The organism is Bartonella sp. 11B (assembly GCF_002022625.1).
Taxonomy (GTDB): Bacteria; Pseudomonadota; Alphaproteobacteria; order Rhizobiales; family Rhizobiaceae; genus Bartonella; species Bartonella rochalimae.
In genome coordinates, this window is record NZ_CP019783.1 from 877,883 (window position 1) to 897,171 (window position 19,289).

At 34.5% G+C, this 19,289-nt stretch carries 12 protein-coding genes, 2 tRNA genes and 1 pseudogene; 2 read left to right on the forward strand and 13 right to left on the reverse strand.

The window, feature by feature from the left end:
* Positions 1-132: 132 nt before the first annotated feature.
* From Bho11B_RS03720 to Bho11B_RS03740, 4 genes and pseudogenes are all read right to left on the reverse strand, one after another.
* Positions 133-1,053: pseudogene (locus Bho11B_RS03720) on the reverse strand (MFS transporter); the annotation flags it as partial.
* A 576-nt stretch (positions 1,054-1,629) separates the two neighbouring features.
* Positions 1,630-1,704, reverse strand: a tRNA-Val gene (locus Bho11B_RS03730).
* A 95-nt stretch (positions 1,705-1,799) separates the two neighbouring features.
* Positions 1,800-2,162: a cell cycle two-component system response regulator CpdR gene (cpdR, locus tag Bho11B_RS03735; RefSeq protein ID WP_035006684.1), complete on the reverse strand. Its 363-nt coding sequence runs from the start codon at positions 2,160-2,162 to the stop codon at positions 1,800-1,802.
* 407 nt (positions 2,163-2,569) lie between these two features.
* Entirely contained in the window at positions 2,570-3,466 is an 897-nt protein-coding gene (locus Bho11B_RS03740; protein ID WP_078673701.1) for a serine aminopeptidase domain-containing protein, read from the reverse strand.
* Between the two features lie 261 nt (positions 3,467-3,727).
* Here Bho11B_RS03740 and Bho11B_RS03745 point away from each other — a divergent pair, with 261 nt between their 5' ends.
* Positions 3,728-4,234 (forward strand): Hsp20 family protein, encoded by a 507-nt coding sequence (locus Bho11B_RS03745; protein WP_035005963.1) that lies wholly within the window; start codon positions 3,728-3,730, stop codon positions 4,232-4,234.
* Between the two features lie 188 nt (positions 4,235-4,422).
* Here Bho11B_RS03745 and Bho11B_RS03750 read toward each other — a convergent pair.
* Positions 4,423-4,499 (reverse strand) — tRNA-Pro (locus Bho11B_RS03750).
* A gap of 548 nt (positions 4,500-5,047) precedes the next feature.
* On the opposite strand from Bho11B_RS03750, the gene Bho11B_RS03755 reads away from it, so the two are divergent.
* Complete coding sequence (locus tag Bho11B_RS03755; protein WP_035005961.1) at positions 5,048-5,425, forward strand: iron-sulfur cluster assembly accessory protein; 378 nt, start codon at positions 5,048-5,050, stop codon at positions 5,423-5,425.
* 62 nt (positions 5,426-5,487) lie between these two features.
* Here Bho11B_RS03755 and mazG read toward each other — a convergent pair whose 3' ends face one another.
* From mazG to Bho11B_RS03795, 8 genes are all read right to left on the reverse strand, one after another.
* Positions 5,488-6,309: a nucleoside triphosphate pyrophosphohydrolase gene (gene mazG / locus Bho11B_RS03760; protein ID WP_078673702.1), complete on the reverse strand. Its 822-nt coding sequence runs from the start codon at positions 6,307-6,309 to the stop codon at positions 5,488-5,490.
* 23 nt (positions 6,310-6,332) lie between these two features.
* Positions 6,333-7,265, reverse strand: coding sequence for a lipid A biosynthesis lauroyl acyltransferase (locus Bho11B_RS03765; protein ID WP_035005959.1), 933 nt, complete (start codon positions 7,263-7,265; stop codon positions 6,333-6,335).
* Between the two features lie 2 nt (positions 7,266-7,267).
* Positions 7,268-8,296, reverse strand: coding sequence for a zinc-binding dehydrogenase (locus Bho11B_RS03770; RefSeq protein WP_078673703.1), 1,029 nt, complete (start codon positions 8,294-8,296; stop codon positions 7,268-7,270).
* Positions 8,297-8,352: 56 nt separating this feature from the next.
* Positions 8,353-9,627 (reverse strand): beta-ketoacyl-ACP synthase, encoded by a 1,275-nt coding sequence (locus Bho11B_RS03775; protein ID WP_078674091.1) that lies wholly within the window; start codon positions 9,625-9,627, stop codon positions 8,353-8,355.
* A 15-nt stretch (positions 9,628-9,642) separates the two neighbouring features.
* Complete coding sequence (locus Bho11B_RS03780) at positions 9,643-10,818, reverse strand: beta-ketoacyl-ACP synthase (RefSeq protein WP_078673704.1); 1,176 nt, start codon at positions 10,816-10,818, stop codon at positions 9,643-9,645.
* 9 nt (positions 10,819-10,827) lie between these two features.
* Positions 10,828-11,112, reverse strand: coding sequence for an acyl carrier protein (locus Bho11B_RS03785; RefSeq protein WP_035005956.1), 285 nt, complete (start codon positions 11,110-11,112; stop codon positions 10,828-10,830).
* Positions 11,113-11,286: 174 nt separating this feature from the next.
* Positions 11,287-13,641, reverse strand: a complete 2,355-nt coding sequence (locus tag Bho11B_RS03790; protein ID WP_035005955.1) for an NADP-dependent malic enzyme — start codon at positions 13,639-13,641, stop codon at positions 11,287-11,289.
* A 327-nt stretch (positions 13,642-13,968) separates the two neighbouring features.
* The gene (locus Bho11B_RS03795; protein ID WP_078673705.1) at positions 13,969-18,558 is read right to left on the reverse strand and encodes a hypothetical protein; all 4,590 of its coding nucleotides are present in this window, start codon (positions 18,556-18,558) and stop codon (positions 13,969-13,971) included.
* Between the last annotated feature and the right edge of the window lie 731 nt (positions 18,559-19,289).

Consider the following 19,289-nt stretch of genomic DNA (forward strand, 5'->3'; position numbering starts at 1 on the left):
TAGTCTTTGTTAAGGTTTTTATACTTATATTGCTTTATTTAGTGAAAAAGAAAACTGATTTCTATAACCCCCATCTTGCAAAGTAACATCAAGTTTTTTAAGCACAATTCTCTCCCTAATTGATTATTTAATTTACTTCAAAGTCATAAAATAATTTGCTTTTCGACTATAAATTACAAAACCCACTATGCAGCATAGTGCCAATAAAATGGCAAAACCCCATGGATTATGTCTAGATATTGTTCCAATCATTATTGCACTGAATGCAGCACTTCCTAATTGTAATGCTCCCATGACTCCGGATGCTGCTCCAGCGGCTTTTGGGTGTGATGAAATAGCCAATGCTATTCCTAATGGCAACAAAAAACCATTGTCAAAAGTAAGAATAGAAATGGCTATTAAACTCGTTAGAAGCGGCCACGGACTTACATACATTTGTATAGCAAATAATATGCCACCCATAACAAAAATAACATATCCACGTTGAATAGTACGTTCCATAGACTCTCGCTTAAGAAAGCTTCGCGCTACCAAATTACCCAAGACATAGGTTAAAGAAACACCAATGTAGCTATAACAAATGTATAGAGTTGATAAACCTAGGTTTGTAAGAAAAAAAGGAGATTCTACGATATAAGCAAAGTAGGCTGCATAGGCAAAACATGGAATCAATGCGTAAAAAATAAACTGTTTATTTCTAAGAACTTCCAAACTGTTCTTAATAATTCCTACAGGAGTAAAAGATTGACGTTTTGTAAGAGGGAGAGTTTCTGTTAATACAAAGTGACAAAGGAAAATGGATAAAAGTATAAAAAGGCTTAAAAAGATAAAAATGGATTGCCAATTAAAAGATTGTAATAAAAGCTGGCCAATTAACGGTGCAAGTGCTGGTGATGTTCCGACAAAAGGGAAAATAACCAAATAAAATTTTCCTGCAGCTTCTTTGTTCATTAAATCGTTAATAATAGCGCGACTTAAAACAATCCCTGAACAGGCTCCAAGTCCTTGTAAAAAGCGTAGTATTAAAAAGGCTTGGATATTGATTGTATATAGTTCTTGCGTCTTGTGTGGAGTTAATCTTGATTGCTAAGCGCTTACGGGAGGAACGTTTGTGATCTTGTGGGGAAAAAAATATTGTGTGGTGATGATGGCGGCTATAGCCGCTTTTTTTTATAGCCTTAGTAAGAGTTTTTCGTTTAGTCAAGAAGACTGAACAGCAAAAACAAACAGAAACCCTCATCAAGAGAGCAATAACCCGGCTGGAAATAGAAAATGAAGTTAATAAGCAAAGTGATGGCGGTGTGCGTTCTGATCTTTCTCAGTGGGTGCGGAAGTAGAAGCTTTTCTTGTATCGGTTGGTCTCCTCTGTATTTGGATCAGAAAGATCTCACTGTCATCAGTATCAACTTGGCCAAACAAATCTTGAAACATAACAAATATGGTGAATAGTTGTGTGGATGGAAACAGGTCCAAAAAGTTAAAACACAAAGATAAAGAGATCAAAAAACAAGACTGATTCGCAATGTATTTTAGAGAAAAATTTAAAATCTTATTCCTTAACCTTTATTTATCCCTAATCTTAAAAAAAGATAAGTAAAATCAGTATGTTATATTTATGTATAAAACACCTGGTGGGCGTGACAGGGATTGAACCTGTGACCCCTACGATGTCAACGTAGTGCTCTCCCGCTGAGCTACACGCCCATTATATAATGGTAGCATCACGTATAAAACTGTAAACGTTAATGCTTGATTGAATTTTTATAATAAAATACGAATAATTAAAAAAAATATCTTTTTCAAGCAGCTATAAGTATTTTTTCGATTTCACTAACCAATTCACGTAAATGAAATGGCTTAGAAAGCACCTTAGCATCAGGAGGAGCATCATGATTTGAATTTAATGCGACTGCTGCAAAGCCTGTAATGAACATTACTCGTAAATCAGGGTCAATTTCAGTTGCACGTCGTGCTAATTCGATTCCATCCATTTCTGGCATTACAATATCAGTAAGTAGAAGAGAAAAGGGCTCTTCTTGTAAGCATTCATATGCGCTAACACCATTATCAAAATCAGTAACTTCATAGCCTGCACGTTCGAGTGCTTTTGCTAAAAAGCGGCGCATATCATTATCATCTTCTGCAAGCAAGATTCGTTTCATCATTATGTCCAATTGCTTTATTTATCAGAATTTATCATATTGATTTATACATTGTAGAGCATTTATAGGAAAAGCTATAAAACATTTATAATGAAAATGAATGGCGAAATGGTTAATTTCTTAGCTGTTATCCAGAATTCACATTATTATTTTTACTTTTTGAATTCGTTATGTACATAATTTGGGTTAAGAATCCGATATTTTGAAGGTTTTAGCTCACTTAATTGCAGATTCTATTTTTTTCCACTTTTGCTGATTCTTATCAGATTGATTATATACATTTTATGATTATGTCAGTTTTAGGAGCTGCTAATTATTGAAACATTAGAAGATTATTAATTATTTTTTATATCGAAAGTTTATATAATCAGGCAATGCTTTTGATTGTGTGAAAACTTATATATTTATTAAAAAATTTTGTGTTTTTGATGGTTGTTAGAAATAAAGCAGTCAAATGCAGACCAAAATTGTTTATAAAAGTATTCTTCACGCATAATTGTATCAAGCTCAGCTCCTATAATTGTAATACTGTCTGTCAAATGTGTTGATCGACATAATTGTCTTGCTTCAATATTATTCGCAATATTATTTTGATTAGCAAGGATAAACAGTGTTGGAATTTGTAACTTCCCATGAAGTATATTTGTTTTCATTGCATCGATTGCATTGAGCGTTGAGGACAGCCACTGAGCCGTTGTTGGATTAAAAGAAAAATTAGATTCTGTGTTTTTCTGTTTTAATTTTTTTCTATCTTTAACAGGTAAAAAGCCAAGGCCTATATCGGAAAAAAATTGTGTTAGCTTATGTTGAAAACTGTTTGTTTTATTGCCTAGTGGAGCAAAAAGAGGAGAAACGCAAAGCATTCTGTTAAATTGATGAGTGATAAGGCTTAGCCCGTTAAGTGCTATTAGTCCTCCCATACCGTAAGTAAGCATGTAATAAGGTGGAGGGCAATCAGTATAAACAATTATTTTAAGAAATTCTGATAAATAATTGATATAATTATTAATATTAAAATAATTATGTTGATACCATTTTTGTTTGTTCGGTTGGTTCCCTTCTTGACCAAGCCAATCAAATATTGCGGTATAAAAACCGCGTTGAGAGATTTCATTCATTGGTAAAAAATATTCTTCTAGAGTATCTGCATAGTTTTTGAGAATAACAACCGTTCCTTTAGTTTTTTTTATTTCAGAATTTGTTATTGCAAAACGAATCTCATGGTTGTTAGCTGTTTTGAAATAGCTACTATGCATATTAGAAAAAGAAGAATTATGCTCTGGAGAATAAAGAGGTGTTTTCAATTGGCATCCTTTGTTGATGTACGTGCACAAGTTGATGCAAGATAAAAAAATCTGTTACTTGTAATGCTGATGAAGAGTTAAAAAACATTTATTTTATTTATATGTATTTTTGTAAATTAAAATACAAAGGAGTTGAAATAAAAAAGATTTGTTCCCAAATAAATATTACAGTTGCCATATTGGGACTGTTGGTCTGCAAATATATCTGCCATTTGGAGACTTGAAGGATCAATTATAGTCGCTCTAAAGGAGGGCAAGTTTATGCGTCAAGTAGACTTTTCACCATTTTATCGTTCAACAGTAGGTTTTGACCATCTTCTTAACTGGTTTGATTCCAGGACACAATTAGATGATATTTCTTCTTCTTATCCACCGTATAATATTGAGCGTTTAAGTGAGGATTCTTATAGAATTTCTATGGCTGTTGCTGGCTTTTCACAAAATGAAATAGATATTGAAATACATTGTAATCAGCTAACCATTAAGGGTGAGAAAATGCCAGAAAATGACGTTGCAGGGCGTGAGTTTCTTTATCGAGGAATTGCTTCACGTGCTTTTGAGCGTCGTTTCCATTTAGCTGATCATGTTAAAGTTATTGGAGCTGAACTAAGTGATGGTCTTCTCCATATTCAACTTCAAAGAGAAACGCCAGCTGAATTAAAACCAAGAAAAATAGCTGTGCAAGCAGCGACGTCTGCTACTAAAAATAGCAATAATCATAATACATCTACAGAAAATTTAAAACTTAAGGCAAAAGAACAATTATAATTTTCTAAGTTATTTGAGCAACACGGGATAAAAGTCCCGTGTTTTTTATATTGCCTTGAAGAGAAAGTCTAAAGATTCTTTGTATAAAAACAGCTATAAATAATTGAAAAAGCAGAATAGATGTTTGAAATTATATATAAAGAAATTTTCTCTTTAGGAAAGCATCCTTTTTTCTTAATTTTGAAGGATGGTCGGAGCGGCGGGATTTGAACCCACGACCCCTTGACCCCCAGTCAAGTGCGCTACCAGGCTGCGCTACGCTCCGAACTATTTAGCACGACTAAACAACTGTTTCTTTAAAGGCAAGAGAAAAACAACATCAAATCTATCAGAATATTCTTTTGTGACAAGAAAGAACCACTAAGATGATAAAAGAAAGACTTTGTAGTCCAGTATTTATAATTTATTTGCGATAAGTAATTCGATCACTAAGTTTTTTATTTACTGATTTTTAGCAGCTGCTGTATGCAGAGCTTAAGGATTATTAATAGTATGATGATGAAGAAAGTGAATAGTTTTTATGATTTCAAATAAATTTATTTTTATTGCGGCATTAGTGGAAAAGCAAGGATATCTCTTTCATATTTCTGTGTATATTGAGAATCTGTTTTGAGGATAAATCAATTATGTTGACATAATGATAGATTAAATAAAACGAAAAGAACTTTTTAACTACTTTAAAGAGATTGTAAGAGGAATTAAAAATCTAAAGAAATGTATACATAATTTATTTGCTTAATCCGATGCTTGTTTTAATATCAAAAATGGCATTATTGCAGCTAAAATCTTTGTTCAGTGAAAGAATAATAAACGATGAGCCGTTTTTCAGTAATAAATTTGACAGAAGCTGCCATAGATCGCGTTAAAACTATTATGAAAACAAAAAATGCATATGGTATTCTTGTTGGTATCAAGAAAGGTGGTTGTGCAGGTATGGAATATACCATAACTCTTGTAACAGAAGAAATGCATGATGCTGATGTTGTTGAAGTTAACGGTGCTCGTGTTTTTGTCGCACGCGATGCAGTATTATTTTTATTAGGAACGCAGATGGATTATGAGGTAACAACATTACGCTCAGGTTTTATATTCAATAATCCTAACCAAATTTCATCTTGTGGATGCGGTGAATCGGTAGAGATTCGTCCTGTTTCGCAAAATAAGATAAATGAAATATACAAGAAAATTTAGTTAAATAACAAATTGTTATATAATTTTTCTAATTATATCTATTAAGATGTATAAATAATTTTTTATTCTGCATTTTTGGCTTTATTCCAAAGATCTTCCATTTCTTTTAAAGAGACATCGGTTAGCATTTTAGATTGAGCTAGTAGATTTTCTCCAATATTCGCAAAGCGATTTCGAAATTTTGTATTAGTTTTTTTAAGTGCTTTTTGTGGATCAATATTCAAGTGACGTGCGAGGTTCAATAGCGTGAAATAAAGATCGCCGAATTCTATTTCTATATCGGATTTTTTTTCAATTTTTATTGCTTCTTTGAGTGTATTGAGTTTTTCTTTGATTTTTGCAAAAGTTTTATCACTATCATACGACTTAAAACCAACTTCTGCAGCTGCTTTTTGTAATGCGAGGGCTTCTTGATCTGCTGGTTGAGCTGATTTTACTTGGATAAGATAACTTGCTAGTTCATTATCTGGTACACTTATTTTTTCATATTGTTTTTTCGGTTCGGCTTTTTCTATTTTCTTGATATGCTCCCACATTCCTTCCACAAAACCACGGCTTTTTTGCTCTGTATTTCCAAAAACATGAGGATGACGGCGAATCATTTTTGCCGTAATTGCATAAACAACATCTTCAAAAGTAAAGCTTCTTTCTTCTGTAGCAATCATAGCGTGATACACTACCTGTAAAAGAAGATCACCGAGTTCTTCACAAAGATCTGTTCGATTACCTCGTTCAATGGCATCAATAACTTCGTAAGCTTCTTCAAGCATATAAGGTATAATGGACTCAAAAGTTTGTTTTATGTTCCAAGCGCAACCACTTTCAGGGTTTCGTAATGCTGCTACAATTGAAATAAGGTCATTGATATCTTTTGATGCTAGCATTAATGTCTCTTTATATAATATAATTATAGGTCCCAGCGTCTATGAAACCACATCCATTGTTCGGGATATTCACGTACCCAAGATTCAACAATATCATTTAGTTTTTGTGTGGCAGCAGGTATGTTAATTTCATTTTTTTCATCAAGTGGTAGGTCTACACGTTCATATAAATCTAGACGATAACGTCCTCCAGTTAATCGGATACAACGTGCTGGATAAATATCACAATTATATTGTCGAGCGAGTTTTATAATTAGGGGATTTGTTTTAACTGGTCGGTTAAAAAATGTTCCAGGAATACCTCGACGGAATTTTTGATCGACAAGAACGCCTGTATTTTCACCTTTTGCTAGTTTGGCAGCTAGTATCCAGACTGCACCAGCTTTGGATGGTACAAGATGTCCCATAGAAGTTTTGCGCGCTTTAAGAACTTTTTTTGCAATATAGGGATTATTGGGTGGCCTAAATAATACTGTGACGTTAAGATCAAAACTTTGAGCGCATATAGGAAGAAGTTCAAAATTTCCAGTATGAGCTGTGAAAAAAATATGTGGTTTTTTTTCGTTCTTTAATCGTTGAAATATTTCAATGCCGTTGACTTCAACCAATCCTGGCTTATCAGCATTAGGATCGAAGTCAAAAATTTTATCAAGAAAAATATATTCGGCCAGAAGTCGCCCCATATTTTCCCACATTTTTATTGCAATTTTACACAATTCTTGTTCTGTTTTTTCTGGATATGCAGCTTTAAGATTAGAAAGTACAATTTTATGACGAGGTACAAGAGGACCAAATGTTTTTGCTAACCAGGAAAAAAAAGAAAAACCAATATTAGCAGGAAGATATCGTAGAATGGCTAAAAAACCGATTAGTAGGTGCGCCCATAGAAAATTGAAATAATTTTTTATATTGATTTTAATACGATATATAAAATTTTTAATATAATACTTTAACATAATTAATTGATTTTCAGGATGATTTTTCCAAAAACATCACGACTTTCCATGCGTTTTAAAGCTACATCAATTTGATCAAAATTAATAATTGTATCAATGACAGGATATATAATTCCTTGCGCCATTTTCTCCATAGCATTTGCCATATTTTCCATACGACAACCAAATGAACCAAATATTTTCAGTTGTTGCTGAAATAATTGCATTAAATTCATAGATGTTGAAATACCAGAAGTAGAACCACAAGTTACCAAACGTGCTCCGCGTTTCATACTCAGCATAGAACCTGCCCATGTATCAGCTCCTACATGCTCAAAAACAACATCAACACCTTTTTTTTGCGTTAATTTACGAACAATACCTTCGAAACGTTCTTTACGGTAATTAATAACATGATCTGCTCCGAGAGATTGTGCTTTTTCAATTTTGCTGTCTGAACCAACTGTAGTGATGACTGTACATCCCATGTTTTTTGCAATTTGAATAGCTGCTGATCCAATACCAGAACCACCAGCATGTATTAGAATTGTTTCTCCAACTTGTAATTTTGCATTATCAAACAGCATATGCTCTACGGTTCCAAAGGTAATAGGGGCCACAGCTGCTTTTATTTCATCACATTTTAAAGGCGCTGGCACTAGTAGATGTGCTGGAAGATTGACGAGCTCACAAGCAAATCCATCAAGATGAAAACCATATACACCTTTTACTTGATCGCAAAGATTATCACGCCCTTCGCAGCAGGCTTGGCATAGACCACAAGTATGCGCTCCATAAATTGAAACGAGTTGCCCAACTTGAAAATTTTCAATGCCATCTCCTAATTGAGCAATTTCACCAGAAGCTTCTGCACCTATAATAAGTGGCATTTTTCTTTTTGCAAAGGCCATACCGCGCCATCCCCATACATCAATATGGTTGAGAGCAACAGCCTTTATCCGTACTGTGACTTCACCGGGATTTGGTGGCGGTGGTGGTGGAGTATTAGTAATTTTAAGTTGGCGCTCATTGATTAGTTGCAGTGTACGCATCGTTATTCTCTTTGAATCTCTATAAAGATTGATAGTTTTCAGATCAATTTAAATGATTATCCTTTATACGCTGTAATAACAAGGCTAGTATTTTGACCTCCAAAACCAAATGAGTTGGATAAAATTGCATTTATGCAGGCTTTACGCTTATGATTAGGAACAACATCTAAAGGAATTGTAGGATCAGGATCATCATAATTAATTGTAGGGGGAAGTATTCCTGTTTGGATGGTTAGAAGTGAGAAAACGGCCTCTATGGCACCTGCAGCAGTTAATGTATGGCCAATCATTGACTTATTAGAAGAGACTGGGATGTGTTCCAAAATATCACCAAAAACTGTTGATAATGCTAGATATTCCATTTTTTCATTTTCAGGTGTAGAGGTTCCATGCGCGTTGATATAATCAATTTCATTGATAGTTATTTTTGCATCGGCTAAGGCTTTACGAACTGCTTCAATTGCAGGTGATGCATCGGGCTTTGAACGTGTACGATGAAAATCATCAGCTGTTTCTCCACAGCCTGCCAAAATTCCTAGAATTTCCACTTTACGAGCTAAAGCACTTTGAACAGACTCGAGGACAAGAGCACCTGATCCTTCAGCCATCACAAAACCATCTCGATCGCGGCTAAATGGTTTTGCTGCTTTTTCTGCTGGATCATTTTTGGTGGAAAGAGCAGATAATAGTGAAAAACGGATAAGGGATTCTGCTGAAACCGAACCATCCGTGGCGATTGTGAGGGAACGATCTGTTTCACCTCGTCGAATTGCTTCAACACCTAACTGGATAGCTGTTGCACCAGATGCACAAGCGGTTGAAAGGGTAATGGGAAGCCCTTTTGTTCCAAATTTTTCTTGAATTTTTTCTGCAATTGTTCCAAATTGAGTAGCTTCAAAAAGCGCATGATGAGGTTTTTTACTACAAACTTCAAGAAGATGTGCATAAGTAGGTTCATGACTGGATACTACTTCTTTATCAAGAGCGAAACGTGCTTTCCATTCAAGTTCAACTGGAGGAGCAGCTAAAAACAATGGTCCATTAAAATCCTCTTTGTCAAGATTTGCTTGTTCTAAAGCCTCTTCTGCAGCAAGACGCGCTAATCTTTCGGAAAGAGCTGCAGCACCGGTTGTACTTTCTTCAAGAAAATCAATCGTTCCTGCGATATGTGTATTTAATCCTTCAACAGGAAAGCGCGTGATCTTATGAATGCCACTAACACCATTAATTAATTTGTTCCAATTTTCCTGTTTTCCTTGTCCTAGTGATGTTACAACTCCTGCTCCAGTGATTGCTACAAGTGGACGTCCAAGATGATCATTATATTTCATCATAGAAACTTTCTTTTAGACAGCGGTAAGGTGCACTATTCCTTCAGCTCTTTTTATACCAATAGTTGTAATAAATGCTTCACGTATTTCTTCAGAAAACAGCTTTTCATGAGAACTCAAAGAGGGAAAGCTACGTTTTTTCCTAACAGCAATAGCAGCTAATGCAAGCGCTAAAGGAAATTGCGCTTCTCGCATATAGCCAAATAATGTCGTAATACCACGGTAAAATATATTAGCATCGTCAAGAGCGCTTTGTTCTGCTCTTGTGGCGTTATGACAACCTGAGGCTGCTGAAATTGTAAATGAAGCTTCAGCCTTTACTGTTTTTAACATTGACGTAATTGTATCTTTAAGGGAATTTTTTGTCCTATTTGTTTGATTCGTAATCATTTGACTAATTTCAGCATAAACACGTGCATTGCGTTTTTGAGCTTGTTCACCATTTTCAAGAACAAGAAAAACACCACCAGAGCCAGTAATTAATCCACCACCAGGGCATTTTTTACGGGACCAAACTGGTGTCCATTCACCACGTGTTAAAAGTCCTCCAAGCTCATGAGCTAACAGCATATCGTAGCTTTGTGCATTATAAGAGCCACCTACCAGTACGTGTGTGCTTTGTCCTGAGCGAATACGTGCAGCAGCAATTTGAATAGCAGAAAGTCCACTTCCTTCTTCACCCATAAATGTACGAGAAGAACCGGTTATTTTATGAACAATCGAAATATTCCCAGCTAGAAGATTTGATAGCTGCGATAAAAATAAAGTTGGCCGAAGCTCAGTCGAAAGGGCTAAATTTAACATAGGCTCATAATGAGTGATTGTACGGGCTTTTGCAAGAATTTGCGTATCAACAGTAATGTCACGTTCTCCTCCACTCGCTGCAACGATCATATCCATTGTTGATGTTAACTGGTGATCATTTTTCATATCTGCATCATCAAGAGCAAGACCAGCTGCATAGGTACCAAGGCGTTGCCATATTCCCATTTGTCGTTGGTCACTTCGCTTTGGGATTTGCAGATTCCAATCGACTTCTGTCAATTGATGAACAGCATAGGGTGCGAAAGTTGTACAATCAAGGTTCGGTTTAATTGCGGGGTTATTTAATTGATTCCAATGATGAACAACTCCTTCACCTAAAGAGCTTATAATTCCTATACCAGTAATGAATACAGCATGATTCTGCATAGCAAAAAATTAGTTAGCTTGTTTTAAAGCAATGAGTTCATCAATTTTTGTGCAAAGGTTTTTAAGAACAAAGTACTCTTCAGTTGCGACTGAACCTTCATTGATTTCTTGTGTCCACTGTTCTAGTGGGATTTTAATTCCGAAGGCTTTATCAATGGCAAAAACAATATCAAGAAAATCAAGACTATCAATTCCTAAATCATCAATTGTATGACTTTCGGGTGTAATCGTGCTCCGATCAATTTCACTGATTTCTGCAATAATATCAGCGACTTTGTCAAAAGTATAAGACAATGTATGATTCCTTATTATGTTAGTAGCTTTATAAAAGACTTCAGTTACGATTCTATCTAACCTTTTTTATCTTAAAAAAAAAGGCTTAATCCAAAATAGAATTGCCTTTTCAATATTGAAAATGAATTTACAATAAATTTAGCTTGGTTTCTAAAGTGTTTCTACAGGAGACTTTTAAGTTTTATCTACATGAGAATCTTTTGTTTTCATTTGTTTTATTGTAAGATTTTTTCTATTTGCAGCAAGGACTGCTAGAGCTGTCATGTTGACAACACCCCGTGAAGTTACTGAAGGTGTTAGAATGTGTGCGGGACGTGCAGCTCCAATCAAAATAGGGCCTACATGCAGTGCATTTGTTAAATTTTTTGCGATATTAAGCGTGATATTGGCTGCATCAAGTGTTGGAAAGACTAGCAAATTAGCTTCGCTTGTAAGGCGTGAAGCAGGGAAAACACGATCACGAAGAATTTTGGAAAGTGCAGAGTCACCATGCATTTCCCCATCTGCTTCCAAATTTGGATATAATTCAGCAAGGATTTCGGTAGCACGACGCATTTTGCGCGCGCTTGCTGTATTTTTGGAACCAAAATTTGAGTGTGATAATAAAGCTGCTTTTGGTTTTATACCAAATGCTTCAATTTCTTGCGCTGCTAGGATTGTCATTTCTGCTACTTCTTCCGCAGAAGGATTTTCATTAACGTAAGTATCCGTTAGAAAAAGAGTACCACGTGTAGAGATAAGGAGACTAACGGCAGAAAAATGATTAACATTTGGATTAAGCCCAATGATTTGTTCAATTAATTCAAGATTACGTTCGAAACGTCCTTCTAGACCACAAATCATTGCATCAGCTTCACCACGCATAACTGCAAGAGCTGCAATAGCTGTAGTTGATGTTCTTACGATTGTTTTCGCAACTTCAGGTGAAACTCCACATCTGCCTGTATAATGTAGAAATAAATTGACATAGTCACGAAAACGTGGATCATTTTCTGGATTTGTGATTTCAAAATCTATGCCGGGACGAATTTTTAAACCAAAGCGTTTTAATCTTGTTTCTACCACATGTGGACGACCAATAAGAAGAGGAATAGCTGTTTGTTCTTCAAGAACAATTTGTGCGGCACGAAGAACACGTTCATCTTCACCGTCAGCATAGATTACACGTTTACATCTTGCTGTTTTGGCTGCTGCAAAAACAGGCTTCATTATAAGACCAGAACGGAATACAAAACGATTAAGAGTATCATTATAGACCTCCATGTCTTCAATCGGCCGTACTGCCACACCCGATTCCATTGCTGCTTTGGCGACAGCAGGGGCAATGCGTAGTATTAAACGCGGATCGAAAGGCGAAGGAATGAGGTATTCAGGCCCAAAACTAGGTGGCTTTTTTGAATATGCACATGCTGCGACATCTGAAGATTCTTCACGGGCGAGGGCAGCAATCGCATGAACTGCGGCCATTTTCATTTCTTCATTAATTGCAGTTGCACCAACATCTAATGCACCACGAAAAATATAAGGAAAACAAAGGACATTATTAACCTGATTAGGATAATCGGAACGTCCTGTGCAGATCATCGCATCGGGTCGTACTGCACTTGCTTCTTCTGGCATAATTTCCGGTTTTGGGTTGGCAAGTGCTAGAATTAAAGGCTTTGAAGCCATCTTTTTTAAATATTCAGGTTTCAAAACTCCAGCTGCTGAAAGGCCTAAAAAGATATCTGCATTCTCTATGATGTCGGCTAGAGTTCTCGCATCAGTTTTTTGTGCGTAGTTAATTTTCCAACGATCCATAAGTGTTTTGCGACCCTTGTACACGACACCATCTAAATCGCTAAGCCAAATATTTTCTACTTTTGCTCCAAGACGGACTAAAAGGTTAATACAAGCCAAGGCAGCTGCGCCTGCACCTGAGGAAACTATTTTTGCATTTTCAATTTTTTTGTTAGCAAGACTTAAAGCGTTTAACACCGCTGCACAAACAATAATAGCAGTTCCATGTTGATCATCATGGAAAACCGGAATATTCATTTTAGCACGAAGTTGTTCTTCAATTTCAAAGCATTCTGGAGCTTTAATATCTTCAAGATTAATTCCACCAAATGTCGGTTCTAATGCAGATACAGTTTCTATCATTTTTGTGATATCGGGTGCATCAAGTTCGATATCAAAAACATCAATATTTGCAAATTTTTTAAATAGAACAGCTTTTCCTTCCATAACCGGTTTAGAGGCGAGTGGGCCAATATTTCCTAAGCCAAGAACGGCAGTTCCATTTGTTATAACAGCGACTAAGTTAGAACGAGAAGTATACTGAGATGCAAGTTTTGGATCATCGTAAATCGCAAGACATGGCGCAGCAACACCTGGAGAATAAGCAAGCGCTAGATCACGTTGATTATCTAAAGGCTTTGTTGCTTGTATCTCTAGTTTTCCAGGTTTCGTATGTTGGTGATAAAAAAGTGCTGCGCTTTCAAGTTCAGTTTGTTGCAGACGAGTATTGCTATTTTGTTTTTTAGACATTTTGATAATATCCGAGTTAGTCTATATTTATAGAAGCGTTGCTATTTATAATCAGTTTTATCCATTACAGGTTCTGATTTCTTTTCATATCACAAGGTAAGGGTAGGTTAATTTTTCCAGATTACGAAACCACTTTCTGAGAGTATATTAATTAATAGGTTCACTAATATTAGTAGTATTATTTTGTCCTTCTGACAGAATTTCTATAATTTTTACAATTTTAAATAGATTATGCTTTCAGTAAAAGTATAATATAATTATATATAATAGATAAAATTAAAAAGAAAAAAGGCGAAAAAGAAAAACTTTTTCACCTTTCTTTTTATTTTATTGAATTCGTCCACTTACATGAGCAAGCATAGTATAAACTTTTCCAGTATCTGATGTTAAATATTGGCGGGCTAAATGGGTATTTCCAGAATTGCGAGATATATCACGTAATAATTTTTCAAACTCTGAAATATACTGATTAACTGAATCTTTAAAATCTATATCATTTAGATATTTTTTTCTAATTGTTTCAAATATTATTTTTCCATTCGGTGTATAAAGATGTTCAGCTATGATATTTTTTTGTCCACGTTTATAACGATTCCATAACTCGACAGCAGCATTATGATTAATGGTTTGAACAATACTATTTACTAGTGAGTTCAGGGATTCATTCATAGAATCAGACTTTTCTTTTTCTGGTGAGGAAGAGAAATTATTATCTTTTTCTGAGTATAATATTTCTTCACGTGAGACTCTTTCTAAAAGGTCTGATACCCATTTGTTTTGTTTTGTTTTGTGTTGTCCTGATTGTACAATAGGCTGTGGTGGCACTATTTTTTTATTGACTCTAGAAGTTGCACTATTTGACATTAACGATGGGGATATTGTTGGTGTTGATTGTTCTTTTTCAGTATTGTACATAATATTCGTTAAGTCTTTTAGTGCTACAATTTGTTCACTTAAGGCATGTCGAATTGTCTGTGTTGTTTCTTTCGCTTTTTCTGGTAATTTTTGAATACTTTCATTAAAATCATTATTAACTTTTGAAAGTTCTGAGCGAATTTCATTGGCTGAAAAGCGTATATTTTCTGCAGCATCTGAAAAACGTGTTGAAGCTTCATTAATCAATTCATGAAGTGTTCGTTGCATTAAATGTGTCGAGTTACGTGTATTTTCATCAGCACGTTCAAATGTTAAGCTAAGAACATTTTCGTAATGTTTTATAAGTTGATTAACCTCATCAGATTTCGAAATAAGGGCATTGCTTAATACGGAAAGTGCATTTTGCTTTTCTTGGAGTGTTATATTAAGTGTGTTTTCTGATTGCTCAAGAACGCGAATAGCTTCAGAAAGCGTTTTAGCATGTTCACCAAAATTGTTTGTTATATGACTAATTTGTTCAAATGTATTTTGAGAAAGTCCTTGTAACGTCTCTACATTGCTATTGAGCTCTTGATTTGACGTTGATAAGTATTCTGCTACTTGATTGGTATTATGGAAGAAATTATTAGCAGTTTCATTCAACTGACCGTCAAGGCTTTGAACCGTTGATATCAAAATGTTACTGTTTTCATGAATATTATAAATGGATTGGTTCAATTGCTCGATGACACCTGACACATTCTTAATAAGATCTTCTTGTACAGTAGCCATAGTTTGAATAGTTTCGGAATTTTTTTGTGTAAGAGTATTCACTAAGGATTCATTTTGTGCATAAATTCTTTGTTCAACTTCTTGTGTTGAAAGCGAGAGCTGTTCACCAATTTGCTGGGTTAAGTTACTAACCGTTTCAGTTGTATTGTATACTGTTTGATTCAAATAATCTGTTAATTCTGTTAATTGTTCCATATGTCCTGAAATTTTCGCGGATGTTTCATCTTTTGCTTCTTCTAAGCGATTGTTTACATTAGCTAATTGATGACTTAAATTATTTTGAAAATCTAACATCGATTGATGAAGAACATTAGAACGTTCACTGAGTAATTGATTAACTGCTTCTGCTGAAGCATGAATTGTTTCATTAATCAATGCTTGCGCATTATTACTTACTGTTGTGAAGGCATTTGCAGTGTGAGCTGTCTGCTCAGTTAGAGCAGAAATGACTTTCTCACTAGTTTCATTGACCGTTTGTTCAACATTCAATGCAATACGGTTACTAGATTCTGAGATAATATTTGTTGCTTTGATAACAACATCAGCAAAAGATGAAATAAATTGATTACCAGCAGTAGCAAGAGAAGCCTCTGACTTTTCTGTTTCATTAGCTATTATTGATACTAATTTTTCAGAAATATTGGTAAACTTCTCTTGTACGTTATCTGTAACTGTATCAACAGAATTTTCTAATGAGAGACGTATGTTATCTGCGCTTTCTTCTAGTGCTTTTTGGATTGCTTGATTATGTTCATTATTAAGGACTATAGATTTTTTTAGGTTATTGGATCGTTCTTCAAAAGTAGATGTTTGCATGTCGATGGTTTCACATACTTTCTCAAGTTTTTCGGATAACGTTTCTTCCAATGTAGCGGCACGTTCAAAAACTTGACGTGCACGACTTTCCAAATTTTCGTCGAATAATCCTACGCGTGTCTGAAGAGTATCAAGGAATACATCATGTGATTGAGAAAGAGTGTTCTTAAGGAGATCAGTATGTCCTTCAAGATTTTTTATATGGTTTTGAACGGTTTCAGTAACGGCTTTGTTATTATTAGTAATTGCATTTTCGACTAAGTCTGCTTGTTGTTTTAATGCCATATCAACATGTATATCGCTTTTAGCGATGATATTATGAATTGTTTCCATACGTTGCTCAAGTGTGCGCGCTTGATCTGCAAGGACTTCATTAAGAGCAAAACTATTGATAGCTAAGGAATCACGAAGAGCATCGGCACGTATATCAATATTTTTAATTTGTTCTTCTAAAGCATTTTTAGTTGTATCACAGCTTTGTGTGATGGATTCTTGTAGTTTTTCTGTACACTGAATTATGTTATTAGCATGATCTTTAGCATGTTGATCAACAATTTGAATATTTTGACTCAACGTCTTTTCAACATCTGAAACATTTTTGGTCAATACATCAATTTGATCTTTTAATGTGTCAGCAATTTTATTGTTTTCGCTGTCCAACATGCTCGCCATGACATCTCTTTGATTAGCGATTTGTGTTTTGAAGTCTTGCGAGCGCTCATTTATTATGTCTATAATTGCATTATCGACATTTTTGATTTCTTCTTGTAAAACTTTTTTGCTTGCATCAACTGCAGAAAAAATCTGATCATGTCCGTTTGTAAATACATTACTAATATCAGTAGTTATTTCTTTAAGATTTACGTTGATTTGAGAGGCATGAGCTTCCAGAAAGTTACCAAGCTTTTCAGCGTTGTTTTCTAATTCTTTACTACGTGCAACGAAGGATTCGATAATGGTATCACTGTGTTCTTTAAGAGATAAGTCAACGTTTACTAGGCGATTTCCAAACGCTTCAATTGCTTCTGAGGTGATATTATCAAATTTAGAAGAGAGTTTATATGCTTGTTGATCAAGCTGCTTAATTTTTTCATCAAAATCTTGTAATGATTGATTATTACGGTCAATAATTGCTTCATCTAATGTTTTAAATTTCTCATCAACACTATATAAAGTTTGGTCTGTTGCAGTTTGTATACGCGTTGCAAGCTTAGCAATATGCAATTCAGCTTTAGCAGCTGTTTCATCGAAAGTTTTTTCTAATTGTTTTTCATTATTATCAAAACGCTCTGCAAAAGTATCAAAGGTTTTTCCTAATACATGAAAAAATTCTGTATTTTTCTGCTGAACTTGTAATGTTGTTTCATTAAATTGTTCAAAGAGTTGATTTGTTACACCATCACCTGCGTAAGAGAGCTTTTTAACAAGATCTTCCCCTTGTTGTTGTAAGGTTTGGGTAAGAGTTTGCGCAAGTTTCTCAACATTGGTTGCAATTTTGGAAGTAGCTAAGTCAAATTCATCACTCAGTTGCTCTTGTGTTCCTTTGATTACTGTTTGTACGCGATCAGCATGATTCAAGATTGCTGTACGTTCATTATTTAACTCCTTAATTAAGGTATAAATACGTGATTCATTTTCAGAATAGGCTCGTTCAAGATTATGAACTTCACTTTGAATGATAGCTTCGAGTTCAACAGCACGGCCGAGGGTGCGTTCGATTCCTTCATTCATCGCAGCTACTTCTTTACGAAGAGTTTGACTTATAGCAATTGCTTGTTTTTCAGAAATGTTCTGTGGTTCGCTAAGGCGTTGTGCAGCATTGGTCATAAGAATGGCAATATTACGCAATTCATTTGAACGTTTTATAAGTTGGGTAACTCCCCAAGACATAAGGATAGGAATTGTAGTTCCTGCCGCTACAGCTAATCCGAGGGGGGATGTAATAAAAGTAATTATATTTGCTAAAGAGCTTAGACCAGAAGGAGCTAGTTTATGAGCAATAAAAGCACCACCTGTTGCCCATAGAGCACTGAGAGCTGTCGTGCTCCAATAAATTCGAGAAGCACCATTTTGTTTTAATGATTTGAAATTGAAAGGTACTGTTATATCATCATTAGCAGGGAGAGGTTGTGTAGGTAATAGTGTATCACGTACAGTTCCACCTGAAAGCTCATGAATCGGTTTTTGACCAAAAAGTAATTCAGCAACTGATTCATCAACAACAGCATTATCATGAATATTAGATGAGGTGAGAACTGAAGTTTCATTTTCAGAAAGGATTTCTTCTTCTGAAGTTGCAATTTTTTGAATCAAATCATCTACATTAATTAGATTTTCAGAGTCACTTGATATTATTTCTTCGATCTCTGCGTTATCAAAGTCAAAGTTCATTGCTTTTTCAAGAGCTTCTTCGACTTCGATTTCAAATGTTTGCAATTTGGTTCTGCGTGCCATACTCGCCTCATACTCTTACAGATGGAAAAGGAATACGCCCTTATCCAGATATTTCTATATACTAACCGTTAATTGTTTAGAAAGGAATATGTTTAAGGAAAAATTTAAAAACTTATCAAGATAAAGTTAACGCGGCTTTTGTTTTATGCTCAAAAACAATAAAAAACATATTAAAAACAATATCATATAAAATTATAACTGTAATGGAACTATCTATAGATAATTTAAATTGATAGAAAATATTACAAATTTAGCGCATTTAATTGGGAGCAATTTAATAGAAATTGTATTTAAAATAATGTTCTAGAGATTGTTGCAAAATGTAATGAGTATGTCGATATACAAAAAATAATATTATAATGCGATATTTGTATTGAGGAGAAATTTCTGAAGCACATTAATTTCTTTTATAATAAGAAGACATAATCAAAGTACTATATTTCTAAATTAGATAGTCTAATCGTTTATTCCTTATAAAATAAACATGGTTGTTATTCTTTCAGTTAAAAAATATCGTATTTTTACTGAAAATTTTATTGAAAAATAGTAAAGTGAATCTTTAAATAATATTTATTAACGCCAAGTAAGTGCTAAAAAGTTATCATACTTTGTATCTGAATTTGCTAATATTTATGCTCATAATTCATAAATATTATATTCGATGTAATATAAGATAATATCTTATAAAATTTTTAGTACCGATACATTGACAAGTTAGTACTTTCAGTCAA